Below are 23,170 nucleotides of genomic sequence, written 5' to 3' on the forward strand. Positions count from 1 at the left end.
TCACCGGACCGGGTGGCCGTGGTCGCCGCCCTGCAGCAGCTGCCGGCCGCCCAGCGCCAGGCGGTGGCCCTGCATTACCTGCTCGACATGTCGGTGAACGACATCGTGCTGCACACCGGCGCCCCCGCCGGCACCGTCAAAGCCCGGTTGTCCCGGGCCCGCACCGCGCTCGCCGGCCTGCTCGGCGACCACCCGCAGGAGGTCAGTGATGTCGCGTCCGGTTCGTGAACGTCTGGTGGAGTTGTCGGCCGATGTCGACCAGGTGCGGCTGGCTCCGGCGGCCGCCGTCCGGGCGCGGGGCCGCAGCCGGGCCCGCCGCCGCCGGGTCGGCACAGCGGCGGCACTCGCCACGGTGGTCGTGGCCGGCGGGTTCGGCCTGAGCTCGGTCGCCGGTGGTGACCCGAGCCCGGTCGCCACACTGCCCGCCGGCCCGTCGTCCCGTTGCGCGTTCCCCGTCGACCTCAAGCTGCCCGACAACCCCGGCGACGTGGTCATCAAGGTCGTCGGCCGCTCCGACCTGGTCGGTGCGACGGCCATCGAGCTCGGGCATCGCGGCTTCGTCGCGAGCGAGCTGCGGTCGTTCGATCCGGACGCCGACAACGCGGGACCCGTGGCGGTGCTCCGGTACGGGCCCCAGGCGGTCGGCGCCGCCACCGTGGTGCGAGCACTGGTGAGCGGCGACGTCGCCATGAAGTTCCTGCCCGACCGCGGCGACCGGACCATCGACCTGGCGCTCGGCACCGGCTTCCGCCGGCTGGCCACCACGACCGAGGTGAACATGGCCCTGGTCGAGCTCGGCGAACCGACCCGCCCGCCCGGCTGTTAACCCGGCACGATCCGCCAGCGCTGGTTCGCCCCGCCCAGGTCCGCCCACTGGGTGACGGCCGCACCGTCGGCCGTGGACTGCCCGGAGACCTCCAGGACCTTGCCGCTGTGCCGGGCGACCAGCGCGAACGTTCCCGATCCGGACCAGGCGAGCCGCCACTGCTGGTTGGTCCCGCCGAGGTAGTCCCACTGGGTCACCCGGGCGCCGTCGGTGGTGGCCGCGCCGCTGACGTCGGCGCACTTGCCGGTCAGGTTGCTCACGATCCGGAAGTGGCCGCCGCCCACGTCCTCGAACTTCCAGACGTGGTCGGCGGTGCCGGTCGGCGGCCACTGGGTGAGCTGGGCGCCGTTGGCGGTGGACATGTCCTGGATCGCCAGCACCTTGCCGGTGTGGGTCACCTGGAGCTTGACCGTGCCGTCCGGGATCAGCTGCCAGTTGTGGTCGGCGGTGCCGGTGTCGGCGTACTGCACGACGTTGGCGGAGTCGGCGGTGGACATGCCGGCCACGCCGAGCACCTTGCCGGAGTTCTTGTTCCGGATCCGCAAGCGGCCGTCGCCGTTGTCGACGAGTTGCCACAGGTGGTCGGCGGTGCCGTTGTCGTCGTACTGCACCACCTGCGCCGAGTCCGCTGTGGACATCCGGTCGACGCCCAGCACCTTGCCCGAGTTCACGCAGCGGATCCGGACGTGGCCGTCGCCGTTGTCGACCAGCTGCCACAGGTGGTCGGGGGTGCCGCTGTCCGCGAACTGCACCACCCGCGCGCTGTCGGCCTGGGACATCTGGTCGACGCCGAGGACCTTGCCGCTGTGCTGGTTGCGGATCCGGAAGGCGACGCCGGGCGGGACCCACGGCCGGCCGGCGCCGATCGTCGGGAACGAGGTGATGCGCAGGCGGGCGGCCCCCATCGGGATCAGCGTGATGGTCTCGACCGGCTCCGCGGATGGCGTCGGGCTGTCCTGCAAGGGTGTGACGATCTCGTCGCTGTCGGCCGTCCACGCGGGGATCTTGCGGGCCGGCGTGGTGATCCTGATCGGCGCGGTGGCCGGGGTGAACGGATCGGCCACGTTGCCCAGGCCGGTCGTGACGGCGAAGGACGTCGCACCGTCGAGCCCGTAGTTCCACGGTGAGCCGGGCCGGACCTCGCTGGTCGGCCAGGTCTCCGTGCCGCCCGTGCGGGTCCACTGCTCGGTGACGGCCAGCGAGAAGGTCAGTGCGCCGAAGTCGACCGAGACGCTGTCCTGCATGGCGGTCCAGGTGCGGACCCGGGTCCGCATGGGCAGGCGCAGCACGACCCGGTCGCCGTTCTGCCAGGTCCGGCTGATCTTCGCGTACGTCGGACCGGCGGCGACGACCGCGGCAGCGCCGTTGACGGTGAGCGTGGGGTCGGTGCACCAGCCGGGAACCCGCACGTACAAGGGGAACGCGACACTGGCCGGGGTGCTGACCGTGTACGTGATGGTGTCGCCGAACGGGTAGGCCGTGTCGGCGACGATCGTCACCGCCGTACCCCCGGCGACCGCGGCGGTGACCCGCGACGGGCCGTGCAGGTTGGCCACCAGCCCGGCGTCCGGGGTGGCCGCCCACATCTCCTCGACGTAGTACGGCCAGCCCATGCCGTAGTTGTGCGGGCAGCACCGGTAGTTGTCGATGCCCAGCATGTACGCCTGCATCGGGAAGCCGTTCTGGAACTGGCCCTGGCTGCCGGTCCGATCGCGCAGCGCGATGCTGTTGGCACTGGTGATGTAGTGGATGCCGCGCTGCTTCGGGTCCAGCGCCGCGGGCAGCGAGTTGAACGCCAGGTCCTCGACCCGGTCGAACCAGACCGGGTCGCCGGTGATCCGGCCGAGCATCTCGTGCCCGGCCATGAACTCGACGATGCCGCAGGTCTCGAAGCCCTGCCGGGGGTCGCCGAAGCCGGGCCGGGCGTTCTCGTCACCGGCGAACCCGCCGCCGGGGAACTGCCCGTAGCTCTTCATGATCAGGTCGTAGTCGGCATAGCTGGCCTGCCGGTGCACGGCGTCGCCGGACAGCACCGAGTAGACGGCCGGCTCGCGGAAACCCTGGGCCAGGTTGACGTTGTGCAGCGACGGCAGGTTGTTCAGATAGTTCGCGGAGTTCGCGTGGATCTTGCGGGCCAGGTCGAGCAGGAACGCGTCGCCGGTGCGGTTGTAGGTCCAGAACACCACCTCGAGCGTGTCGGCCCACCGGTAGCTGCCCCAGCTCTGTGAGAAGACGCTGGTCGGGCAGCCGTTGACGTAGCGCAGGAAGCGGGTCAGGAACGGCACGACCCGGGCGTCGCCGGTGAATTCACCGAAGGTGCGGATCGCGTGCAGCATCGGCATGTGGGGCCACAGGTCCGGGCCGTTGTCCAGGCTGGTCCGCAGCCGGGTGGGGCCGAAGTAGCCGTCCGCCGCCTGGGTGGCCAGCACGCCGTCGATCCAGCGTTTCGTCTCCGTGATGACCCGGGTGTCGCCGGTGACGTAGCCCAGGCTGCTGAAGCCCTTGAGCCAGTACGGCACCTCCTCCCAGCCGCCCAGCTCCGGACGGATCCAGCCGGTCTCGTCGTACCGCAGGAAGTGCGAGACCTCGGGCAGCCGGCCGTTGAGGCCGTCGAGCTGGTGGGCGAGCTGGGTGGCGAGCCACCCGCCGGCCCGGGTCCGGCCGGGCGTCAGCCGCAGGAAGGCGTCGGGGCGCAGCGGCGAGCGGTTGACAACGTAGCCGGGCGCGGCCGCCCGGGCGGCCGCTGCCGTGCCGAGCTCGGTGGCCGCCGCGACGGCGGGCACAGCGAGGGTTCCGGCCAGGAAGGTACGACGGTCCACAGCAGCCTCCGGGTGGGCCAGGGCGTGCAGTCATGGTGGATTATGTGCGATTTCTTGCGTTACGTGATCGTAAAACATTGATTCACGCAAGTAAATAGATCGGCCGTGCTCGATGGAAAGTTTGTTAACGACAGCCGGTGGTGGCGTCCACCCGGGCCCGGCCCTCGCTGTCGCTGACCACCACCGACACGTTTCCGGCCCGGTACGCCCACGCGTGCGGGTCGGACTGCACCACCACCGCCCCGGCGACGACGCCCTGCAGAGCCCGCCCGACATCGGCGGGTGCGGACAGCTCGTCGGCGGTGACCGTACGGGCGACGCCGCCGCTCGGGCAGCTCACCTCACTGCTCGTGGCCTTCGCTGCCGTCGCGCCCAACGCCCGCAGCGCGGCAGTGAACGCCGGCGGCACTTCGGTGGCCACCACGGGGGCCGGATCGAGATCCACGCCGTCCGCCAGCGGCCGGCATCCCGTCGAAACCAGCAGCGTGAAGGCGGAGGCATCGGCGTCGGCAGTGGTGTCGACCCCCACGAACTCACCGGCGTCAGCCCGCAGGCCGTAGCGGGTGCGGGCCTCGTTGTGCCGGGCCGTGGCCGCGTACCCGGCCGGCAACGCCCGGGCGATCGCCTGCAGCACACCGGGCACCTGCCCCGGCTGGACGCGGACGGTGATCTCCCGGCTGGCCTCGACACCCTCGCGCACCGGCGTAAGGGCGCAGTCCCGGTCGAAACTCAGCTCGCCCAGTGTCACCACCCGGTCGGCGGCGTCGGCCGCGGCCAGCGTCACCCCGGTGGCCCGCTGCAACACCGGCAGGGCCGCGGCGATGTCCCGCTGCTCCGGCACGGTCGGCGGATCATTGCGTACGGACCAGACGGCGAAGCCGGTCAGCACCACCGCCCAGGCCACCACCACCCCGGTCAGCCACCAGCGCCGCCGGGGCCGCCGGGCAGCGGGCGGCGGGGCGACAGGGTGGTACCCGGGGGCGGTCACGGCAGCCATGCTCGCACGACGAAGGGCGGGACCCGGTGCGGGTCCCGCCCTTCGTGAACAGAGCGTGGGTCAGGAGCTGACGCTGAGGCCGACCTCGTTGACGCCGCGGGTCGCGTCCACGGCCAGGTCGCCGTTGCCGTGCCGGGACAGGGCGCGGAGCGTCCAGGAGCCGGGCGCGGCGAAGAAGCGGAAAACGCCCTGCGGGGACGTGACCACCTCCGCGGTGAACTCGCCGGTGGAGTCGAGCAGGCGGACGTACGCGCCGCCCACCGCCTCACCCTCGGCGTTGCTCACGACGCCCGTGATGACGGTTTCCTTCTGCAGATCGACACTGGCCGGGATGGGAGCCGACTGGTCGGGCGCGGCGCAACCGTCCGCGATGTTCGCCGGAGTCGTCATGGTCACGCCTCTCCCGGCTCGTCGCCGAGCGCGATCGGCACGCCGATGAGCGAGCCGTACTCGGTCCAGGAACCGTCGTAGTTCTTCACGTTCTGCTGGCCGAGCAGCTCCTTGAGCACGAACCAGGTGTGCGAGGAACGCTCGCCGATGCGGCAGTAGGCGATGGTGTCCTTGCTGCCGTCCAGGCCGGCCTCGCCGTAGATCTTGGCCAGCTCCTCGTCGGACTTGAAGGTGCCGTCCTCGTTGGCCGCCTTGCTCCACGGCACGCTGATCGCGGTCGGGATGTGGCCGCCGCGCTGCGACTGCTCCTGCGGCAGGTGCGCCGGGGCCAGCAGCCGGCCCGCGAACTCGTCGGGGCTGCGCACGTCGACCAGGTTCTTCACGCCGATGGCCTGCACGACCTCGTCGCGGAAGGCGCGGATCGACAGGTCCGGGGCGGACGCCTGGTACTGCGTCTCGGCCCGGTTCGGGACGTCCTTGCTGTACGGGCGGGCGTCGAGCTCCCACTTCTTGCGGCCACCGTCGAGCAGCTTGACGTCGCCGTGCCCGTAGAGCTTGAAATACCAGTACGCGTAGGCCGCGAACCAGTTGTTGTTGCCGCCGTAGAGGATCACGGTGTCGTCGTTGGCGATGCCCTTGCCCGACAGCAGCTTGGAGAACTGCTCCTGGTTGACGAAGTCCCGGCGTACCGGGTCCTGCAGGTCGGTCTTCCAGTCGATCTTCACGGCGCCGGGGATGTGGCCGCCGTCGTAGGCGGTGGTGTCCTCGTCGACCTCGACGAAGACGACGCCCTGCGTGTCGAGGCTCTTCTCGGCCCAGTCGGCAGAGACGAGTGCGGTGTCGCGACTCATCGGAGTACTCCCTTGGTCAGGTGAGATGGGGGTGAGTCGGCGCGCGGAGATTCGGTCGCACCCCGCGCGGGACCCTTGCGGTACGGATCACGTTGGGTTGGGTGCGACGGCGCCACTGCCGGGCGGGGAGAATCAGATGAAGATCAGATCCTGCGCAGCGTGAATGGCCCCGTCAGATGACAGGGCGACACAGGCAGGCGGCCACGCGGCACAGGTCGACCGCGCGCCTTTTGGTGAGCAGAGGGCTCATGAACGCGACCTTACCAGCGGGTCCACGGCTCGGAACACCGTCGACCACCATCCGGGATTGAGGCAGGGGTCACAGACCGCCCGAGCTCAGGGACACGTTGCTGGCTCCGGTGGTCACGTACAGGCCGTCGGCGCGCGGCTCGACCTTCTGCACCTTCAGGCCCAGCGGCAGGGCCGGCACCTTGAGATCGAAGGCCAGCTGCTTCACGTAGTTGTCGACCAGGGTGCGGACCAGCGGGATGTTCGGCAGGCCCTCCGCGGTCACGTCGGCGAACGTGACACTGACGACGCCGTCCTTGACCGCCAGGTTCGCCGTACCGGTGGTGTTGAAGGTCTGGCCCAGCGCCTCGAACGGCGCCGCCCCGATCAGCTTGCCGTCCCGCTCGCTGAGCTTGAGACCCTTCTGGCCGATCAGGTCGGCCAGGTCGGGATAGCTCAGCGTGCCGACGCCGGTGACCGTGGCGGCCACGATGTCGCCGTTGCCGGTGCGCACGGTGTCCAGCGGCGCGTTCACGTCCTTGGCCCGGATGTCGAGCCGGTCCATCTTGATGTTCTTGCCGTTGCCGGCCGGCCCGGAGAAGTTGTTCAGCAGGATCTTGATCTCCTGGTACTTCCCGGCCAGGACCTGGGTCAGGAACGGCACACCCTCGATGGTCACGTCCGGCTTCTCGGCCGTGGCCTTCTGCTCGGTGAGCTGCTGGGCGACCCGGTCGCCGATCTCGCGCTCGGCGTAGGAGGCGCCGAACCGGTCGGCCACGACCAGCGCCCCCAGGATGATGAGCAGCAGCACCACGAAGGTGATCAGCAGACGCCGACCCCAGCGCTTGCGCGGCCGTGCGGACCCGTACACCTCAGCCACTACGGCCTCCCGTTCACGTCAGGATGGGGCACGGTATATGCCCGGTGCGAGCTCTCCGGACACCCTCAACTGAGGAAGAAGGCCGTCAGGACGTACGCACCGGGCAGGGCCAGGGCGAACGCACCCAGCGGGCCCTGCATGTGCCGGGCCACCCAGAAGGTCGGTGTGTCACCGGCCATCCGGCGGCCCACCTCCGAATAGTTGACCGCGAGGTCCACCAGCATGGCCACGCCGGCGGCGACGAAGCCCAGCAGGGCGCCCTTGGCCGGCGTGAACGGCAGCACGAGCACGCTGCCCAGCGCGGCCGCCGCGAGAGTGCCCAGCATGGCCCCGGCGATGATGCCGCTGGCGCCGCGGGGCACCTGCGGCGCGATCCGCGGCCGCGGGAAGAAGGCGTCGACCAGGTGCGCGACCAGCACCGACACGGCCACCGCGGTCAAGCAGACCAGCACCGCCTGGGTGCCGACCGGCTTGCGGGTGAGCACGATCAGCTGCGCGAACGAGACCACGCCGACGACGATCAGCAGCGTGCCGCTCAACGCGTCGCGCACGTGCATGCGGTCGCCGGGACGGATGAACTGCCCGGCCACGGCCACCGCGTAGCCGGCCGCCGCGACCACGATCAGCGGAAGGATCCCGGCGGACTCGCGGTTGACCGCCAGATAGTCGGCCACCAGGGCGGCGGCCACGCAGACCCCGGCGACCGTGCCGACCGCGGGCGGCCGGATGGCCATGGTGAAGGCCAGGATGAAGAGCAGCTGCACCCCGAAGACCACGATCGCGTACGGCAGGCGCGCGTCCGGTCCGGAGGTCTGCGCCCCCAGGATCAGGCCCACGCCGAGCAGAGCCGCGAAGCCGGCGATCGCCACCGACAGCTGGCGGCGGACCGGGACCTCGGGGATCTCCTCCTCGATCTCCTCGGCGTCGTCCTCGTCCGGATCGCCGCCACGGGCGCCGATCCGGGAGGCGGGCTCGGGGGCGCCGGCGTAGAAGCCGGACGACGACCGGCCCGGCGCCGACCGGGCGATCTCCCGGGAGACGTCGTCGTCCCAGGAGTCGTTGTCGCGCGGCGCGGAGGGAAGCACGCCTGCGATCGTGCCAGACCCGGGCCCGATCGCGCTCATCGCGGCGGGGTCATCTCATCCGACACGAGCCGGCAACATGGACGCGCTCCCACGGAGCCGGCGTCGCAGGTCGGGTAAAAGGCTGGTTACGATCCGGCCGTTCGGCCACCTCCGGGGCGTAGTTCACATCACTTGGCGATCCGACCAGGGCTTTCCGCGTGCTGCATCGGTTAAGGTATTCGCAGCCCACCCGTCGGTGACGCCGGGACAAGTCCTACCGGTGGCGCAGCCCTGAGCTGCGCAGACCGGGTCACCCGAGCGGCCCCGTGCCGCGAGGATCGAGGTGAGTGTGGAAATCCTCCTGTTGGTGACGACACGTGCTGGTGAGCCCTCCGCCGTGCTTCCCGCCCTGGACCTGCTGCCCCACTCCGTGCGCACGGCGCCCCGCGACGTGCGCACTCTGGTGTCCGGGCCGAGCCCCGACGCCGTGCTCGTCGACGCCCGCTCGGAGCTCTCCGAGGCCCGTGCGACGTGCCGGATGCTGCACGCGACCGGCATCGGTGTCCCGCTGATGGCAGTGGTCACCGAGGCCGGCCTGATCGCCCTCAACGCCGACTGGGGTGTCGACGACGTCATCCTGGCCAGCGCGGGTCCCGCCGAGGTCGAGGCCCGGCTGCGCCTGGCGGTCGGCCGGCTGACCAACGCCACGGCCGGGGCCGGCGGCTCGATCCGGGCCGGCGAGCTCAACATCGACCCCGACACCTACGCCGCCAAGCTCAAGGGCCGCCCGCTCGACCTCACCTACAAGGAGTTCGAGCTGCTCAAGTTCCTGGCCCAGCACCCGGGCCGGGTCTTCACCCGCGACCAGCTGCTGCGCGAGGTCTGGGGCTACGACTACTTCGGTGGCACCCGGACGGTCGACGTGCACGTGCGGCGCCTGCGCGCCAAGCTCGGCTCGGAGTACGAGTCGATGATCGGCACCGTCCGCCAGGTGGGCTACAAGTTCGTGGTCCCACCGAGCGGCCGGCAGCTGCCCGACAACGAGCCCGTGTCCCTGCCCGTATGACCGAGGTCCACTCCCAGGACCGGCTCTCCCCCGCCGAGGCGGCTGACGTGCTCACGTTGGCCGCCGCGGCGGACGAGGCCGACGGCGTCCACCCCCTGTCGGAGGACGGTGTCCTCGGCCTGCGCGGCTCCGGCCGCACCCACCTGCTCGTGTACGCGGACGACACCCTGGCGGGCTACGCCTACCTGGACGGCACGTCCGGCGAGCTGGTGGTGCACCCGAAACACCGGCTCCGCGGCTATGGCACCGCCCTGCTGGCAGCGGCCGGTCCCGGCCCTCTCCAGTTCTGGGCGCACGGCGACGAGCAGGCCGCCCGCGCCTTCGCCGAGAAGGCCGGCTTCTCCCGCTCCCGCGTGCTCTGGCAGATGCGCCGGTCCCTGAGCGACCTGCCCGAGGTGCCACTGCCCGAGGGCGTCTCCGTACGGACCTTCGTGCCCGGCGCCGACGACGAGGCGTGGCTGGCCGTCAACTCCCGGGCTTTCGCCCACCACCCTGAGCAGGGCCGCTGGACGGCCGACGACCTGGGGCTGCGTTTCGGCGAGCCGTGGTTCGACCCGGCCGGTTTCCTGCTGGCGGTGGACCCGGCCGACGACCGGCTGCTCGGTTTCCACTGGACCAAGGTGCACCCGGCCGAGGGCGGCGAGCCCGCGATCGGTGAGATCTACGTGCTCGGCGTCGACCCGGGCGGTCACCGCCGCGGGCTGGGTGCCGCCCTCAGCGTGGCCGGCCTCCGGCATCTCGCCGGGCTGGGCCTGGCCGACGTGCTGCTCTATGTGGACGAGTCGAACACCGCCGCGGTCGCGCTCTACCGGCGGCTGGGCTTCGAGATCCACTCCACCGACGTGATGTACAGCCGCGACTGATCCCTGGCGGTCACGGGACGACCGTGACCGGCCAGCGGCCGCAGCGGACCAGCCGGACCGCGAGCGAGCCCGCGATCCGGTGACCCACGCTGCGTGACGAGCCGACTATCACGGCATCCGCGCGGACCTCGTCGGCCACCTCGCTGAGCACGGTGAGCGGATCACCCTGGCGGGCCTCCAGCCGGGCGTCGACTCCCCAGACCTGCGCCTGCCGGCTCAGCTCGGCCCGGAGCTGGGCCTCGATCTGGTCCTGGGTGTCCAGCTCGGCCCGGGTGGCCAGCCCGGTGGGGTCCGCCAGGGTGAGCAGGCCGCCCGGTGCACCGCGGGCATAGACGACCACGAGCCGGGTGTGCTGGCGCCGGGCCAGGCCGGCGGCGTACGCGGCCGCGCGTAGTGAGGTCTGCGAGCCGTCCACGCCGACGATGATGGCGTGCGGTCCGTCCGTGCCGAACTCGAAGCCGGACACCTCGTCACACGCCGCGAAGCTCGGGCAGAGTCGCGGCCGTGAGCCGGCGCGGGGTCTCGTCCGGCGTGACGAGCACGACGGTCGAGGCTGCCGCACGGGTCAGAGCCGCGGTGAAGCTGCCGTCCGCGAACTGGGCCGCCGGTCCGCGCGGCGAACGTCCCACCGCGACTGTCCGGGCCTGCACGTCCTCGGCGTGCGAGGCCAGGGCCCGGCCGGCCGCGGCGTGGTCACCGCCGGGCGACAACCGGCCGATCCCTGCCGTCCCTGACCGCGCAGCCGAAAGCCGACCCGCGACCGCCCCAGAGCAAGATTCGGTCACTCCCGGCGGATGAGGCGGGCAGGGCCGCGTTCCGGAAGCCTCCAGGTCATGAACCCCAGCGAGGAGGCCGGATGCTGACAGTCGGAGTCGCCGAAGAGTTTCTGCTGCTGGGGCCCGACGGCGCCGTGGTGCCGTCCGCGCCGTTCGTGGCCCGGCAGGCTCGGGACGAGGACCGGATCAGGCCCGGCTTCCTCGCGTACCAGTTGGTGACCGACACGGCCGGTTGCGGGAGCCTCGACGAGTTGCGCGGCGAGCTGTCCCGGCTTCGGCTGCAGGCCGCGGACGCCGCGCGCCGGGCGGGCGTGAGTCTCGTGTCGGTCGGCGCCCCGCCGTTCGCGGCCGGACCGCTCGGTGCGGTCACCGACGAGACGCGGTACCGGGAGCTGGCCGGCTGGTTCCCGGACGCCGTCGTGGCCGGTCGCGGCTGCACCTGCCAGGTACGGATCGAGGTGACGGACCGCGACCAGGCCGTCGACGTGCTGGCCCGGATCCGCCCGTGGCTGCCCGCCCTGCTCGCGTTGACGGTCAACTCACCGTTCGCCGACGGCTTGGACACCGGCTGGGCCAGCTACCGCTACCACCTGCAGCGGCACTGGCCGACCTTCCGGCCGCCGGGCGCCTGGGACGGAGCCGACCGCTACGACAGCATGGTGCGCTCTCTGATCCACTCGGGCGCAGCCCCGGACGAGTCGACGGTGTTCTTCCTGGCCCGGGTGCCCGCCGGCCAGCCCATTGTGGAAGTGCGGGTGGCCGACGCCTGTCTGACTGTCGAGGACTCGGTCATCTTCGCCGGGATAGTGCGGGCGCTGGTCCGGAGCCTGATCACGGACGCCCGGCGCAACCTCACCACGACGCCGGTGCCGACCAGTGTGGTCGACGCGCACCTGAACACTGCCGCGCACGGCGAGGTGCGCCTGCGCCCGGACCGGCTGACACCGACCATGCCGGCCGCGCACGAGGCGGTCGTCCGTCTCATGCGGAAGATCGGGCCGGCGCTGTCCGCCAACGGCGACGTGGACGACGTCTACCGGGGGTTCAAACGACTCCGGCAGCAGGGCACCGGCGCCGACCGGCAACGGCGCGCCCGGCGACGGCGAAAGAGCACCACGGACTTCGTCCAGTTCCTGGCCGGATCCACAGCAGCAGGAACGGCGGAAGGCTGAGGGCGCGCCCGACCACTAGGCTGGTCAGGTGCGGCGCTTACTTGCCTGGGTCACTGCCGGCGTGGTCATCGTCGCCGTCGCAGCCTGCAGTGATGACGCGGCCCCGCAGAAGGGCGTGACCGCGAGCCCCTCCCCCTCGGCAAGCATCGCCGCCCAGGGCAGGACCGTCGACGCCGCCGGTGACATTCTGCAGCTGAGTGTCGGGCCGCTGATCCGGTCCGGCGACTCCGTTGTGCTCACCGCCCAGACCCGGCTCGACCGGTCCGCGAGCGGCAGCGCCAGCATGGTCAGCCGGCACTTCTCCACCCTCCTGACCAACTCCTTCGACGCCGCCCGCCTCGTCGATGAGGCCGGACGCCGGGTCTACCTCGTCTCCGAAGGACTCGGCGGCAGCGGCTGCGTCTGCACCGGACTCGTCCGCTTCAAGGTCGGTGAGACCCGCCCCCTGCAAGCCGTCTTCCGAGGCGTTCCTGCCGACGTCCAGCGGCTGTCGGTCATGCTGCCCTACGCCGGCGTGTTCACTGACGTGCCCGTCACCGACGGCGTCGTGCCCGCGCCGCCCGCCGAGCAGACCAGAGCCGGGCAGGTGCAGGAGCCCCTCGACCCGGCGACGGCAGCTCCCGCGTTCACCGCCGCCCTGGAGTCGTACACCGAACGGCTCGACGTCGCGCTGCGGACGCGGCGGACCGCCGACCAGGTCGACATCAGCCTGGACACCGACGTGCTGTTCCGGCTGGACAGTGCCGAGCTCACCCCCGGCGCCGGCAAGTCCATCGCCGCCGCCGTCACCGACCTCAAGGCTGCCGGACCCGGCCCGCTCACAGTCACCGGCCACACCGACAGCACCGGCACCACCGCACACAATCAGGACCTCTCCCAGCGGCGGGCGCAGGCCGTGGCCAAGGCGCTTCGCGCGGCGCTGCCCGACCAGCAATGGCCCAAAACCGTCGCTGCCGAGGGTGAGAGCAAGCCGGCCGTGCCCAACGACTCCGATGCTCATCGGGCGCTCAACCGGCGAGTCGCCATCACCTACCGGGCCCGCGGGCCGGCCACCCCGGCCCCGGCCAGGGCCGTGCTGCCCAAGACCACCGGGAAGCAGGGCCGGGCCCCCGACGGTGTCGAGGTCGCGATGCCCCTCAACCGGGGCACGCTGCGCTTCGTGCCCGGCCCGGCCACCGTACGGGGACCGTTCCTGCTCGTCAGCCTCACGGCCCGCAACGTCGGCGACAACAAGGCCACCATCCTGAACTTCCTCGGCCAGGGCGTGTTCACCGTCCGGGACGAGTTCGACCCGTACGCCCGGTACGGCACCGCCGGTGTCCGCCTGCTCGCCGGGGACACCGCCGCCTACGTGCTCGACTACGAGTCCTCCCCCGGCTCCCACCGCTGCCTCTGCGACCGGATCCTCAACAAGGCCATCCCGCCGGGCAGTGAGCAGGTGCTCTCCCTGTGGTTCCCGGCCCCGCCCGCCGGCACGGGCACCGTCACCCTCGACGTGCCCGACCGGCTGCGGATCACCGGCATCCCGGTCGCCTGACCCGCCGGGCACGGGTCAGCGGGCGTACTTGGCCACGTACTGGTTCACCTGTTCCAGGTTGAACCGGCCGCTGTCCGCCGCGCGTTCCTCCCAGGCGAAGACGCACACCGTCGCGATGCCGTCGAAGCCGACTTCCGCCAGCGTGCGGAAGAACAGATCCCAGTCGACCTCGCCCTGGCCGATGTCCAGGTGCTGGTGCACCCGGACGGTCGAGCCCGGCGGGTTCACGATGTAGCGCAGGCCCGACGAGCCCCGATGGTCGAACGAGTCCGCGATGTGCACCTGGGTCAGCAGCGGCCCCGCGTGCCGCATCACCGCCGCCAGGTCGCCGCCCTGGTGGAAGGTGTGCGGCGCGCAGTAGAGGAACGTCACCAGCGGCGAGTTGATGCCCTTGACCAGGTTCACCCCGGCGATGCCGTCCTCCACGAAGTCGTCCGGGTGCGGCTCCAGCACCAGCCGGACACCCTCGCGTTCGAAGATCGGCAGGAGCTCCTCCAGGGAACGCCAGAACTGGGCCTCGCTCGCCGCCGCGGCCTCCGGACGGCCGTTGAACTCCGAGTTCATCACGTCCACGCCCAGGTCGACGGTGATCTCGATGGCTCGCTTCCAGTACCGCACCGCCGCCTGGCGTTCGTCCTCGTCCGGGCCCGACCACTTGTACAGCGGCAGCACCGACGCCACCGACACCTCGGCCGCGGCCAGTTCCCGCTTGAACGCGGCCACGTCCGCCGATGACGCCCGCGGGTGCAGGAAGAACGGCATGAAGTCGTCGCGGGGCGACAGTTCGATGTGGCGGTAGCCCAGGTCGGCGACGACCCGCGGCAGCTCCAGCAGGGGAACCCCACGCAACATGTACGGATCCAGCGCGATCTTCACGACAGCACCGCCTCGGTGGCGTAAAAAGCCGGACGAGGAGCCAGCACCACCGGTACGCGTTCCCCGGTGCGCAACGCCTCGACGCCCGCATCCGACACCACCGCCGCCGCGTAGCCGTCCCACGCGTTCGGGCCCACCGGGGCGCCCCCGCCGGCCAGCGAGTCGACCCACTCCTGGATCTCCACGTCGTACGCGCGCAGGAACCGCTCCCGCCAGTCGGCCGGCACCGGCGTCGACACCTGCCGCGCCGTCCGGACCGACACCGGGCTGAGTTCGCCCAGGGCCGCCGTACCGTCCTCACCCACGACCTCGCCGCGGATGTCGTAGCCGTACCGGATGTTCACCGAGATCTCCACGTCGACCAACGCGCCGCCCGCCATCTCCAGGATCAGGAACAGCGGGTCCTGCAGCGGGCCGCCGTTGCGGCTCTTGCGCGGGATCAGCACCCGGGCCGCGGTGATCTCCTCGCCGAACATCCAGCGGACCATGTCGATCTCGTGCACCGCGGTGTCGGTGATGGCGCTCTCCTTCTCGTAGAAGGAGGGCACGTCGGCGTTGCGGTGGGCGCAGTGCATCATCAGCGGCGCACCGATCTCACCGCTGTCGACCACCTGCTTGAGGGCCCGGTACGCCGCGTCGTACCGGCGCATGTAGCCGACCTGCACCAGCCGGCGGCCGGCCGCCACCTCGGCCTGCACGATCCGCAGGCAGGCCCCCTGGGTCGTGGCCAGGGGCTTCTCGCAGAAGACCGGCTTGCCGGCGGCGATCGACGCGAGCACGTACTGCTCGTGGGTGGGTCCCCACGAGCAGACGACGACCGCGTCGACCGCCGGGTCGGCGATCAGCTCCTCACCGGTGGTGTGCACGGTGGCCGAGGGCAGCCCCTCGGCCACCTTCTTGGCCGTGTCCACGTCGACGTCGGTGACGCCGGTGACCGTCACACCGGCCAGCACCGTGGTCATCCGCCGGATGTGATCGCGGCCGATCATCCCGGTGCCGATGACCCCGACCCGCAACATGCCGCTCATCGGCCGAGCTCGTGCGACAGCTCGGTCAGTTCGTCGCCGCCGGCCATCTGGGTGGTCAGCTCGTCCAGGCCCACCTCGGAACGGTTCTTGTCCAGGGCCGTGCCGCCGAGCTTGAGGATGATGAAGTGGTCGCCCACCAGGTACGCGTGGTGCGGGTTGTGGGTGATGAACACGACGCCGAGCCCCGCGTCCCGGGCCGCCGCCGTGTACTTGAGGACCACGCCGGACTGCTTGACGCCCAGCGCCGCGGTCGGCTCGTCGAGGATCAGCACCCGGGCGCCGAAGTACACCGCCCGGGCGATCGCCACGCACTGGCGCTGGCCGCCGGAGAGGGTGCCGATCGGCTGGTTGATGTCCTTGACGACGATGCCCATCTTGCGGAGCTCCTCGTCGGCGATCCGCTTCATGTCCTTGATCTTCATGCCGGCCAGCGGGAACTTGCCCGCGGTCAGCTCGGAGCCGAGGAAGAAGTTACGCCAGACCTCCATGAGCGAGACCACGGCGAGGTCCTGGTACACGGTGGCGATTCCGTGGTCCAGGGCCTCCCGCGGGGACGCGAAGGTCAGTTCCTGGCCGTCGACCTTGAGGCTGCCCTCGTTGTGCGGGTGCAGCCCGGACATGATCTTGATGAGGGTGGACTTGCCGGCGCCGTTGTCGCCGAGCACGCAGGTGACCTCACCCGCGTTGACCCGCAGGTTGATGCCGCGCAGGGCCCGGATCGCGCCGTAGCTCTTGCCGATGCCGGTCATCTCGATGAGCGGCTCGCCCTTGCGCAGTCCCGCGTCGGCGTGATCGGCCAAGGTGTCGGTCATGTCGTCATCCCACCTTCCGTGCGGTCGACATCCGCTTGACGTACAGGTTGACCAGGACGGCGAGCAGCAGCATCACGCCGAGGAAGGCCTTGAACCAGTTCGGGTCCCAGCCGGCGTAGACGATGCCCAGGCTGGTCATGCCGAAGATGAACGCGCCGATCGCGACGCCGATCGCGTTGCCGTAGCCACCGGTCAGCAGCGTGCCGCCGACCACCGCGGCGATGATGTAGAGGAACTCGTTACCGACGCCGTTGCCGGCCTGCAGCGTGTTGAACCGGTAGAGCAGGTGCATGCCGACGAACCAGCCGAAGAACGAGACCGTCATGAACAGCCCGATCTTGGTGCGGACCAGCGGCACGCCGACCGCGCGGGCGCTGTCCGGGTTGCCGCCGACGGCGAAGATCCAGTTTCCGGTACGGGTGCGCTGCAGGATCCACGCGGCGAGCGCGACGAACAGCAGCCACCAGATCACGGTGATCCACACCGTCACCGGGCCGATCTTGAAGCTCGACGCGAAGATGGCCTGCAGCGAGCTGAAGCCGTCGATCTGGCTGATGTCCGGGCTGGAGACCGAGCCGGTGACGAGCTTGGTGACGCCGAGGTTGGCCCCCTGGAGCACGAAGAACGTGCCCAGCGTGATCAGGAAGCTGGGGATCCCCGTCTTCATCACCAGATAGCCGTTGAGGAAGCCGATGAACAGGCAGAACACCAGCGAGACGAGCGCGCCGACCCACAGGTTCATCCCGTAGTTCCAGCACAGCATCGAGTTGACCAGGCCGGCGGTGATGGTGATGACGCCCGCGGACAGGTCGAACTCGCCGCCGATCATGAGCAGGCCGACCCCGACGGCGACGATGCCGATGGTGGAGGACTGGTAGAGGATCGTGAAGAACGACTCGGCGGAGCGGAAGGCGGGCGCGACGCTGAGGAAGAAGATGAAGATGATGACCGCCGCCACGAGCGCGCCCACCTCGGGTCTGGCGAGGATGCGGCTGTAGAGGCTGAGCGTGACCCGGTTGGACGCTTCGGCGGGGGTCTTGGCGGGAGGTGGAGTGGTCCGGACTTGTGTCATGACGATGCTCCGATCACTGCCTGAGCGGGGGCAGCCGCGTCGTGGCGCGCGGCCGTCCCCCGCAAGCGACTACCGGGTGTTGTTCTTGGTGAACGGCACGATCTTGTCGATGTTGGTCTTGTCCACGAACGACGGTCCGGTGAGCACCGCCCGGCCGCCGCCGATGTCGTTGCCGTTCTTGAGGTAGAGGTAGAGCGACGAGACCGCCAGGTAACCCTGGACGTAGGGCTGCTGGTCGATGGAGAACTCGATCTTGCCGTCCTGGATGTCCTGGGCCGCCTCGGCGTTGAGGTCGAAGGTGACCAGCTTGGCCTTGCTGGCGGCGGCGTCCATCGCCTTGAGGGCGTCGATGGCGATCGGCGCGCCGAGGGTGATGATGTAGTCGATCGACTTGTCCTGCGACAGCTTGGCCTGCAGGGTCGACACGACCGCGCCGTCGTCCGCGCCGTTGACCTGGATGTTCTCCGTGCCCGGGACCGCGCTCTTGACGCCGGCGCAGCGGGCCTCCAGCGCGACGGAGCCGGCGGCCTGGATGACGCAGAGCGGGTGCTTGGCCCCGGCCTCGCCGATCCGCTTGCCGGCGGCGGTGCCGGCCACGTTCTCGTCGGAGCCGAAGTACATGAGGGCGCCGAGCTTCTGGTACTGGTCGATGCCGGAGTTGAAGCCGACGACCGGGATCTTCGCGTCGGTGGCCGCCTTCACCGACCCGGCCAGCGCGTCCGGGGTCACCAGGGTGGTGGCGATGCCGCTGACCTTGGAATCGACCGCGCTCTGGATCAGCCCGGCCTGCTTGGACGCGTCCGGGTCGTTGGAGTACTTGAGGGTGACACCCTCGTCCTTGGCGGCCTGCTGGGCCCCGGCCTTGATCTTGTCCCAGAACGTGTCACCCGGCGTCTCGTGGGTGATCATCGCGATCGTGTAGCCGGAGCTGCCGGCGGCGTTGGCCCCGCCGCCGGAGGTGCCGGTGGTCTCCTGCTTGCCGCCTTCGCTGCAGGCGGCGAGCCCGAGGGCCACCACCGCCGCCACGGCGACCAGGCGTGCACCTCGCATGCGAAGCATCATGAGGTTCCTTCCTTCAAGGGGGACGGCGGCCGTCACAGGCCGACGGAGTTCAGATAGGCACGGGTACGGGTGGCGATCGGCAGGGGCAGGTCGAAGTCGACCGGGTACATGTCCTGCTCGACGACGACGAATAGGTCGGCGTCCAACTCGTTGAGGGCCTCCAGCACGGACGGCACGTCCGGCCGGCCCGCCGGCGGTTCGACGCTCGCGCCCAGCGCGACGGCCTGGCCGAAGGCCATGTCCTCGCGCTCGGCCCGCTCGGCGATCGCCGGGTCCATCTGTTTGATGTGCACGTAGCCGATCCGCTCGGGGTACTTGCGGATGACGGCCGGGATGTCCGCCCGCCGGTAGGCGAGGTGGCCGGTGTCCAGGCACAGCGAGACGTACCGCGGGTCGGTGTCCTCCAGGAAGCGCTCGGTCTGCGCCTGGGTCTCCACGTGGTAGTCGGCGTGCGGGTGGAACTGCATGGTGAGGCCGTACTCCTCGGCGAGGACCTTGCCGAGGGTGTTGCTGTTGTCGATCAGGACCCGCCAGCGTTCCGGGCTCAGTTCGGCCGGCTCGTGGTAGGCCCCGGTGACGTCGTCGCGGTAGCCGGGCACCGGGACGAAGATCAGGTTCTTCGCGCCGAGCGCGGCGGTCAGCTCCGCGACCTTGCGGGTCTCGGCGAGCACGGCCGCGAAGTCCTTGTGCGGGCCGCCGACACCGGCGACCGTGCCGCCGGCACAGGTCAGCTCCCGGCGGTCGAGCTCGTCGCGCAGCTGCGCGGGGTCGGTCGGCAGATACCCGTACGGGCCCAGCTCCAGCCAGCGGTAACCGGCCCCGGCCAGCTCGTCGAGGAAGCGCTGCCAGGGCGTCTGCCGCGGGTCGTCGGCGAACCACACGCCCCAGGAGTCGGGACAGCTGCCCAGTCGGAGTCGTCTCATCGCAGCCTCAGCTCGCCGTCGGGAAGTGCATGCTGGCGCCGTGCGCGGCCTCGACGTGCGGCCACCGGGAGGTCACGACCTTGCCGCGGGTGTAGAACGAGACGCCCTCGGGACCGTGGATGTGCTTGTCGCCGAAGAGCGAGTCCTTCCAGCCGCCGAAGGAGTAGTAGGCCATCGGCACCGGGATGGGCACGTTGATGCCGATCATCCCGACCCGTACCCCGCGCTGGAAGCGCCGCGCCGCCTCACCGCTGCTGGTGAAGATGGCGGTGCCGTTGCCGTACGGGTTGGCGTTGATCAGGTCGATCGCCGCCTCGACGGTGTCCGAGCGCACCACCGACAGCACCGGCCCGAAGATCTCCTCGGTGTAGACGTCCATCGAGGTCCGCACCTGGTCGATGACCGTGGGGCCGACGAAGAAGCCGTCCTCGTAGCCGGCCACCTTGAGGCCGCGGCCGTCGGTGAGCAGCTTGGCGCCCTGCTGCTCGCCCGTACCGATCAGGCCCTCGATCCGGTCGCGGGCCGCGGCCGTGACCACCGGGCCCATCTCGCTCTTCGGGTCGCGGCCGGAACCGACCACGACCTCATTGGCCTTGCGGGTCAGGATGTCGGCCAGCGGGTCACCGGCGGCACCGACGGCGACCGCCGCGGAGATCGCCATGCACCGCTCGCCGGCCGAACCGAAGGCCGCCGCGGCCAGGTGGTTCGCGGCGAACTCGAGGTCGGCGTCGGGCAGGATGATGGCGTGGTTCTTGGCACCGCCGAGGGCCTGCACGCGCTTGCCGGTCGCGGAGGCCTGCTGGTGGATGTAGCGGGCGATCGGCGTGGAGCCGACGAAGGACACCGCGGCGACGTCGGGATGCTGCAGCAGCGCGTCGACGGCGGTCTTGTCGCCGTGCACGACGTTGAAGACACCGTCGGGCAGACCGGCCTGGCGCCACAGGTCGGCGATGTAGTTCGAGGCCGACGGGTCGCGCTCGCTGGGCTTGAGCACGAAGGTGTTGCCGCAGGCGATGGCGACCGGGTACATCCACATCGGGACCATCACCGGGAAGTTGAACGGGGTGATCCCGGCGCAGACCCCGAGCGGCTCGCGGAAGCTGAACACGTCCACGCCGGTCGAGGCCTGGTCGGAGTACTCGCCCTTGAGCAGCTGCGGGATGCCGCAGGCGAACTCGATGACCTCCAGGCCGCGCTGGACCTCGCCGGCCGCGTCGCTGAGCACCTTGCCGTGCTCGTCGGACACCAGCTCGGCGAGTGGCTTGACGTTGGCGTTGACCAGCTCGCGGAAGTTGAACATGATCTTCGTACGGGCGCTCAGCGACGCCTGGCTCCAGGACTCGAAGGCCGTACGGGCCGCCGCCACGGCCGCGTCAACGTCGGCGCTCTCGGCCAGCACCACCTCGTGCTGCTGAGCGCCGGTCGCCGGGTTGTAGACCGGGGCGCGGCGGGTGGCGGCGCCACTGGTGAAGCTGCCGCCGATCCAATGTTCGATGGTGGTCAAGGCACTGCCCTCTCTAGAGATACTGCCGCTGGCCGCGCTTGGCCGTTTCGTAGGCGGTCCGGGCCGCCCGGGTGCTGTCCAGCGTCGAGACCTCCGAGACCGGCACGTCCCACCAGCTCTCGCTGGACGGCACCGGCGACAGCGGGTCGGTCTCGATGTGCACGACGGTGAGCCGGTCGCTCTCCCGGGCCCGCTTGAGGCCCTCGGTGAGCTCGGCGATGCCGCGGCAGCGGATGACCGACGCGCCCAGGCTCTCGGCGTTGGCCGCCAGGTCGACCGGCAGCCGGTCGCCGTCGTAGTCGTCGTCAGCCCCGCGGTAGCGGTAGCTGGTGCCGAAGCGCTGCGAGCCCAGCGACTCCGACAGCGCGCCGATCGAGGCGAACCCGTGGTTCTGCACCAGGACGACGATCAGCTTGATGCCGTCGGCGACGGCGGTGACGATCTCCTGCGCCATCATCAGGTACGAGCCGTCGCCGACCAGCGCGTACACCTCGCGGGAGGGGTCGGCCATCTTGATGCCGAGCGCCCCGGCGATCTCGAAGCCCATGCAGGAGTAGCCGTACTCGACGTGGTACTGCTTCGGGTCCCGGGCGCGCCACAGCAGTTGCAGGTCACCGGGCATGCTGCCGGCCGCCTGCACGACCACGTCGCGCTCGCCGCAGGCGTCGTTGACCGCCCCGATGACTTCGCTCTGCGCTGGCAGCGGCCCGTGCCCCAGGTGGTACGCGTGATCGACCTCCCGCTGCCAGGCCGCGACGTCGTCCCGATACGACATGTCGGATTTGTATTCAGCGAGCGAAGGAAGGAGGGCAGCCAGCCCGGCCCGGGCATCGGCGACGACGGACACCGCCGACTGCTTCGCCGCGTCGAAGCTCGCGACGTTGATGTTGACAAATCGGACGCCGGGCGCCGCGAAGGCGGTCCGGGAGGCGGTGGTGAAGTCGCTGTAGCGGGTGCCGATGCCGATGATCACGTCGGCCTCGCGCGCCAGCTTGTTGGCCACAGGCGTGCCGGTCGAGCCGACTCCGCCCACCGAGTTCGGGTGGTCCCAGCTCAGCGCGCCCTTGCCGGCCTGGGTGTCGGCGACCGGGATGCCGGTGGCGCGGGCGAAGGCGTCCAGCTCGGCGGAGGCCTCCGAGTAGATGACGCCGCCACCGGCGACGATCAGGGGGCGGCGGGCGGACCGGATCACCTCGGCGGCGCGGTCGATCGCGGCGGGCTCCGGGACCGGGCGGGCCACGTGCCACACGCGCTTGGCGAACAGGGCGTCCGGGAAGTCGTACGCCTCGGCCTGCACGTCCTGCGGCAGGCAGATCGTCACCGCGCCGGTCTCCACCGGGTCCGTGAGCACCCGCATCGCACCCAGCAGCGCCGACGCCAGTTGCTCGGGACGCCACACGCGGTCGAAGAAGCGCGACAACGGCCGGAACGCGTCGTTGACGGACACGTCGTAGGAGCGCGGGTCCTCCAGCTCCTGCAGCACCGGGGCCGCGACCCGGGTGGCGAAGACGTCGCTGGGCAGCAGCAGCACCGGGATCCGGTTGACCGTGGCCAGGGCCGCGCCGGTGAGCATGTTGGTCGAGCCGGGCCCGATCGAGGCCGTGCACGCCATGGCGGAGAGCCGGTTCTTCATCCGGGCGTAACCGACCGCCGCGTGCACCATGGCCTGCTCGTTGCGGGCCAGGTGGTACGGCAGGTCGGCCGAGCCCGTGCGCTGGGCCTGCAGCAGGGCCTGGCCGACCCCGGCGACGTTGCCGTGGCCGAAGATGCCGAAACAGCCGGCGATCGCGCGCTGCTCGGCACCGTCCCGCTCGGTCCACTGGTTGGCCAGGAACGTGACGACGGCCTGGGCGACAGTGAGTCTCACGAGCGCCTCCTCTCGGTTGCGGACGTCAGGGGCAGCCGCGGGTCCATCGCCTGCTCGTTCCAGGTGGCACGGACCCAGGCGTGGGCCGGGTCGTCGGAGAAGAGCCACTTGCGCTCCCCCGGACCGGCCATGACGTTGAGGTAGTAGAGGTCGTAACCGGGGGCCGCCATGGACGGGCCGTGCCACCCGTACGGGATCAGCACGACGTCCCCGCTGCGCACCTCGGCGCAGATGTCGATCGGGCGGTCGGGGTGGCCGTACACGCGCTGATAGCCGGCCCCGGCGGCACCCGACGGCGAACCGGCGACCTCGAAGTAGTAGATCTCCTCCAGCGCGGTCTCGCTCTCCCCCGGCGCGTCGTGCTTGTGCGGCGGGTACGACGACCAGTTGCCGCCCGGGGTGAGCACCTCCACCGCGATCAGCCGGTCGGCGCCGAACGAGTCCGGCGTACAGAAGTTGTTGACCTGGCGGCTGGCCTGCCCGGCCCCGCGCAGCTCGACCGGCACGTCCTCGGCCGGTCCGTAGCGGAACGGCAGCCGCCGGTCCGCGCGGGCCGC

At 70.9% G+C, this 23,170-nt stretch carries 24 protein-coding genes; 6 read left to right on the plus strand and 18 right to left on the minus strand.

Going from position 1 to position 23,170, the window contains the following annotated elements; genetic code table 11:
* A partial coding sequence (locus tag AB0C29_RS03565; protein WP_360814584.1) for a sigma factor-like helix-turn-helix DNA-binding protein occupies positions 1 to 228 on the plus strand: 228 nt, incomplete at its 5' end.
* Positions 209 to 826, plus strand: coding sequence for a hypothetical protein (locus AB0C29_RS03570; protein WP_360814586.1), 618 nt, complete (start codon positions 209 to 211; stop codon positions 824 to 826). The genes AB0C29_RS03565 and AB0C29_RS03570, both read left to right, overlap by 20 nt.
* On the opposite strand, the gene AB0C29_RS03575 is transcribed toward AB0C29_RS03570, so the two are convergent.
* The 7 genes from AB0C29_RS03575 to AB0C29_RS03605 all read right to left on the minus strand — a co-directional run bounded on the left by AB0C29_RS03575 (position 823) and on the right by AB0C29_RS03605 (position 8,076).
* Positions 823 to 3,645 (minus strand): RICIN domain-containing protein, encoded by a 2,823-nt coding sequence (locus AB0C29_RS03575; protein WP_360814588.1) that lies wholly within the window; start codon positions 3,643 to 3,645, stop codon positions 823 to 825. The two genes, AB0C29_RS03570 and AB0C29_RS03575, sit on opposite strands and share 4 nt — an antisense overlap.
* Positions 3,646 to 3,769: 124 nt before the next feature.
* Positions 3,770 to 4,633: a hypothetical protein gene (locus tag AB0C29_RS03580; protein ID WP_360814590.1), complete on the minus strand. Its 864-nt coding sequence runs from the start codon at positions 4,631 to 4,633 to the stop codon at positions 3,770 to 3,772.
* 69 nt (positions 4,634 to 4,702) lie between these two features.
* Positions 4,703 to 5,032 carry a DUF1416 domain-containing protein gene (locus AB0C29_RS03585; RefSeq protein WP_360814592.1) on the minus strand — a complete coding sequence of 110 codons (330 nt, stop codon included), beginning with the start codon at positions 5,030 to 5,032 and terminating at the stop codon, positions 4,703 to 4,705.
* 2 nt (positions 5,033 to 5,034) lie between these two features.
* A complete protein-coding gene (locus AB0C29_RS03590; protein ID WP_360814594.1) occupies positions 5,035 to 5,883 on the minus strand; it encodes a sulfurtransferase in 849 nt (282 codons plus the stop codon).
* A gap of 172 nt (positions 5,884 to 6,055) precedes the next feature.
* On the minus strand, positions 6,056 to 6,184 hold the full coding sequence (locus tag AB0C29_RS03595; RefSeq protein WP_360545852.1) for an Ms5788A family Cys-rich leader peptide: 129 nt from the start codon (positions 6,182 to 6,184) through the stop codon (positions 6,056 to 6,058).
* A gap of 18 nt (positions 6,185 to 6,202) precedes the next feature.
* Positions 6,203 to 6,991, minus strand: coding sequence for a DUF2993 domain-containing protein (locus AB0C29_RS03600; protein WP_360814596.1), 789 nt, complete (start codon positions 6,989 to 6,991; stop codon positions 6,203 to 6,205).
* A gap of 65 nt (positions 6,992 to 7,056) precedes the next feature.
* On the minus strand, positions 7,057 to 8,076 hold the full coding sequence (locus AB0C29_RS03605; RefSeq protein ID WP_360814597.1) for a hypothetical protein: 1,020 nt from the start codon (positions 8,074 to 8,076) through the stop codon (positions 7,057 to 7,059).
* Between the two features lie 328 nt (positions 8,077 to 8,404).
* Between AB0C29_RS03605 and AB0C29_RS03610 the strand changes: the two genes are divergently transcribed.
* Both AB0C29_RS03610 and mshD read left to right on the plus strand, forming a co-directional pair.
* Complete coding sequence (locus AB0C29_RS03610; protein WP_212989174.1) at positions 8,405 to 9,121, plus strand: response regulator transcription factor; 717 nt, start codon at positions 8,405 to 8,407, stop codon at positions 9,119 to 9,121.
* The gene (mshD, locus tag AB0C29_RS03615) at positions 9,118 to 9,984 is read left to right on the plus strand and encodes a mycothiol synthase (protein ID WP_360814598.1); all 867 of its coding nucleotides are present in this window, start codon (positions 9,118 to 9,120) and stop codon (positions 9,982 to 9,984) included. The genes AB0C29_RS03610 and mshD overlap by 4 nt, the downstream gene beginning before the upstream one ends.
* 10 nt (positions 9,985 to 9,994) lie before the next feature.
* On the opposite strand, the gene AB0C29_RS03620 is transcribed toward mshD, so the two are convergent.
* Positions 9,995 to 10,450, minus strand: coding sequence for a universal stress protein (locus AB0C29_RS03620; RefSeq protein ID WP_360814599.1), 456 nt, complete (start codon positions 10,448 to 10,450; stop codon positions 9,995 to 9,997).
* A gap of 4 nt (positions 10,451 to 10,454) precedes the next feature.
* Positions 10,455 to 10,694 (minus strand): hypothetical protein, encoded by a 240-nt coding sequence (locus AB0C29_RS03625; protein WP_360814601.1) that lies wholly within the window; start codon positions 10,692 to 10,694, stop codon positions 10,455 to 10,457.
* Between the two features lie 146 nt (positions 10,695 to 10,840).
* Between AB0C29_RS03625 and AB0C29_RS03630 the strand changes: the two genes are divergently transcribed.
* Together AB0C29_RS03630 and AB0C29_RS03635 are read left to right on the plus strand one after the other, a co-directional pair.
* Positions 10,841 to 11,932 carry a glutamate-cysteine ligase family protein gene (locus AB0C29_RS03630; protein WP_360814603.1) on the plus strand — a complete coding sequence of 364 codons (1,092 nt, stop codon included), beginning with the start codon at positions 10,841 to 10,843 and terminating at the stop codon, positions 11,930 to 11,932.
* A gap of 28 nt (positions 11,933 to 11,960) precedes the next feature.
* Positions 11,961 to 13,469 (plus strand): OmpA family protein, encoded by a 1,509-nt coding sequence (locus AB0C29_RS03635; protein WP_360814605.1) that lies wholly within the window; start codon positions 11,961 to 11,963, stop codon positions 13,467 to 13,469.
* Positions 13,470 to 13,484: 15 nt separating this feature from the next.
* Here the strand turns inward: AB0C29_RS03635 and AB0C29_RS03640 are convergent, their stop codons facing one another.
* The 9 genes from AB0C29_RS03640 to iolB form a co-directional block, all read right to left on the minus strand.
* Positions 13,485 to 14,345, minus strand: a complete 861-nt coding sequence (locus AB0C29_RS03640) for a sugar phosphate isomerase/epimerase (RefSeq protein WP_360814607.1) — start codon at positions 14,343 to 14,345, stop codon at positions 13,485 to 13,487.
* The gene (locus AB0C29_RS03645; RefSeq protein WP_360814609.1) at positions 14,342 to 15,373 is read right to left on the minus strand and encodes a Gfo/Idh/MocA family oxidoreductase; all 1,032 of its coding nucleotides are present in this window, start codon (positions 15,371 to 15,373) and stop codon (positions 14,342 to 14,344) included. The genes AB0C29_RS03640 and AB0C29_RS03645 overlap by 4 nt, the downstream gene beginning before the upstream one ends.
* Positions 15,370 to 16,185, minus strand: coding sequence for an ATP-binding cassette domain-containing protein (locus AB0C29_RS03650; protein WP_360814611.1), 816 nt, complete (start codon positions 16,183 to 16,185; stop codon positions 15,370 to 15,372). The genes AB0C29_RS03645 and AB0C29_RS03650 overlap by 4 nt, the downstream gene beginning before the upstream one ends.
* 4 nt (positions 16,186 to 16,189) lie before the next feature.
* Positions 16,190 to 17,257 carry an ABC transporter permease gene (locus tag AB0C29_RS03655; RefSeq protein WP_360814613.1) on the minus strand — a complete coding sequence of 356 codons (1,068 nt, stop codon included), beginning with the start codon at positions 17,255 to 17,257 and terminating at the stop codon, positions 16,190 to 16,192.
* A gap of 69 nt (positions 17,258 to 17,326) precedes the next feature.
* Positions 17,327 to 18,307, minus strand: coding sequence for a substrate-binding domain-containing protein (locus tag AB0C29_RS03660; RefSeq protein ID WP_360814615.1), 981 nt, complete (start codon positions 18,305 to 18,307; stop codon positions 17,327 to 17,329).
* A 44-nt stretch (positions 18,308 to 18,351) separates the two neighbouring features.
* Positions 18,352 to 19,242, minus strand: a complete 891-nt coding sequence (locus AB0C29_RS03665; protein ID WP_360814617.1) for a TIM barrel protein — start codon at positions 19,240 to 19,242, stop codon at positions 18,352 to 18,354.
* A gap of 7 nt (positions 19,243 to 19,249) precedes the next feature.
* The gene (locus tag AB0C29_RS03670; RefSeq protein ID WP_360814619.1) at positions 19,250 to 20,746 is read right to left on the minus strand and encodes a CoA-acylating methylmalonate-semialdehyde dehydrogenase; all 1,497 of its coding nucleotides are present in this window, start codon (positions 20,744 to 20,746) and stop codon (positions 19,250 to 19,252) included.
* A gap of 13 nt (positions 20,747 to 20,759) precedes the next feature.
* The gene (gene iolD / locus AB0C29_RS03675) at positions 20,760 to 22,613 is read right to left on the minus strand and encodes a 3D-(3,5/4)-trihydroxycyclohexane-1,2-dione acylhydrolase (decyclizing) (RefSeq protein WP_360814621.1); all 1,854 of its coding nucleotides are present in this window, start codon (positions 22,611 to 22,613) and stop codon (positions 20,760 to 20,762) included.
* Positions 22,610 to 23,170, minus strand: a 561-nt coding sequence (gene iolB, locus AB0C29_RS03680) for a 5-deoxy-glucuronate isomerase (RefSeq protein ID WP_360814623.1), incomplete at its 5' end; no start/stop codon positions are given. The genes iolD and iolB, both read right to left, overlap by 4 nt.

This window comes from Actinoplanes sp. NPDC048791 (assembly GCF_040650095.1).
GTDB lineage: Bacteria > Actinomycetota > Actinomycetes > Mycobacteriales > Micromonosporaceae > Actinoplanes.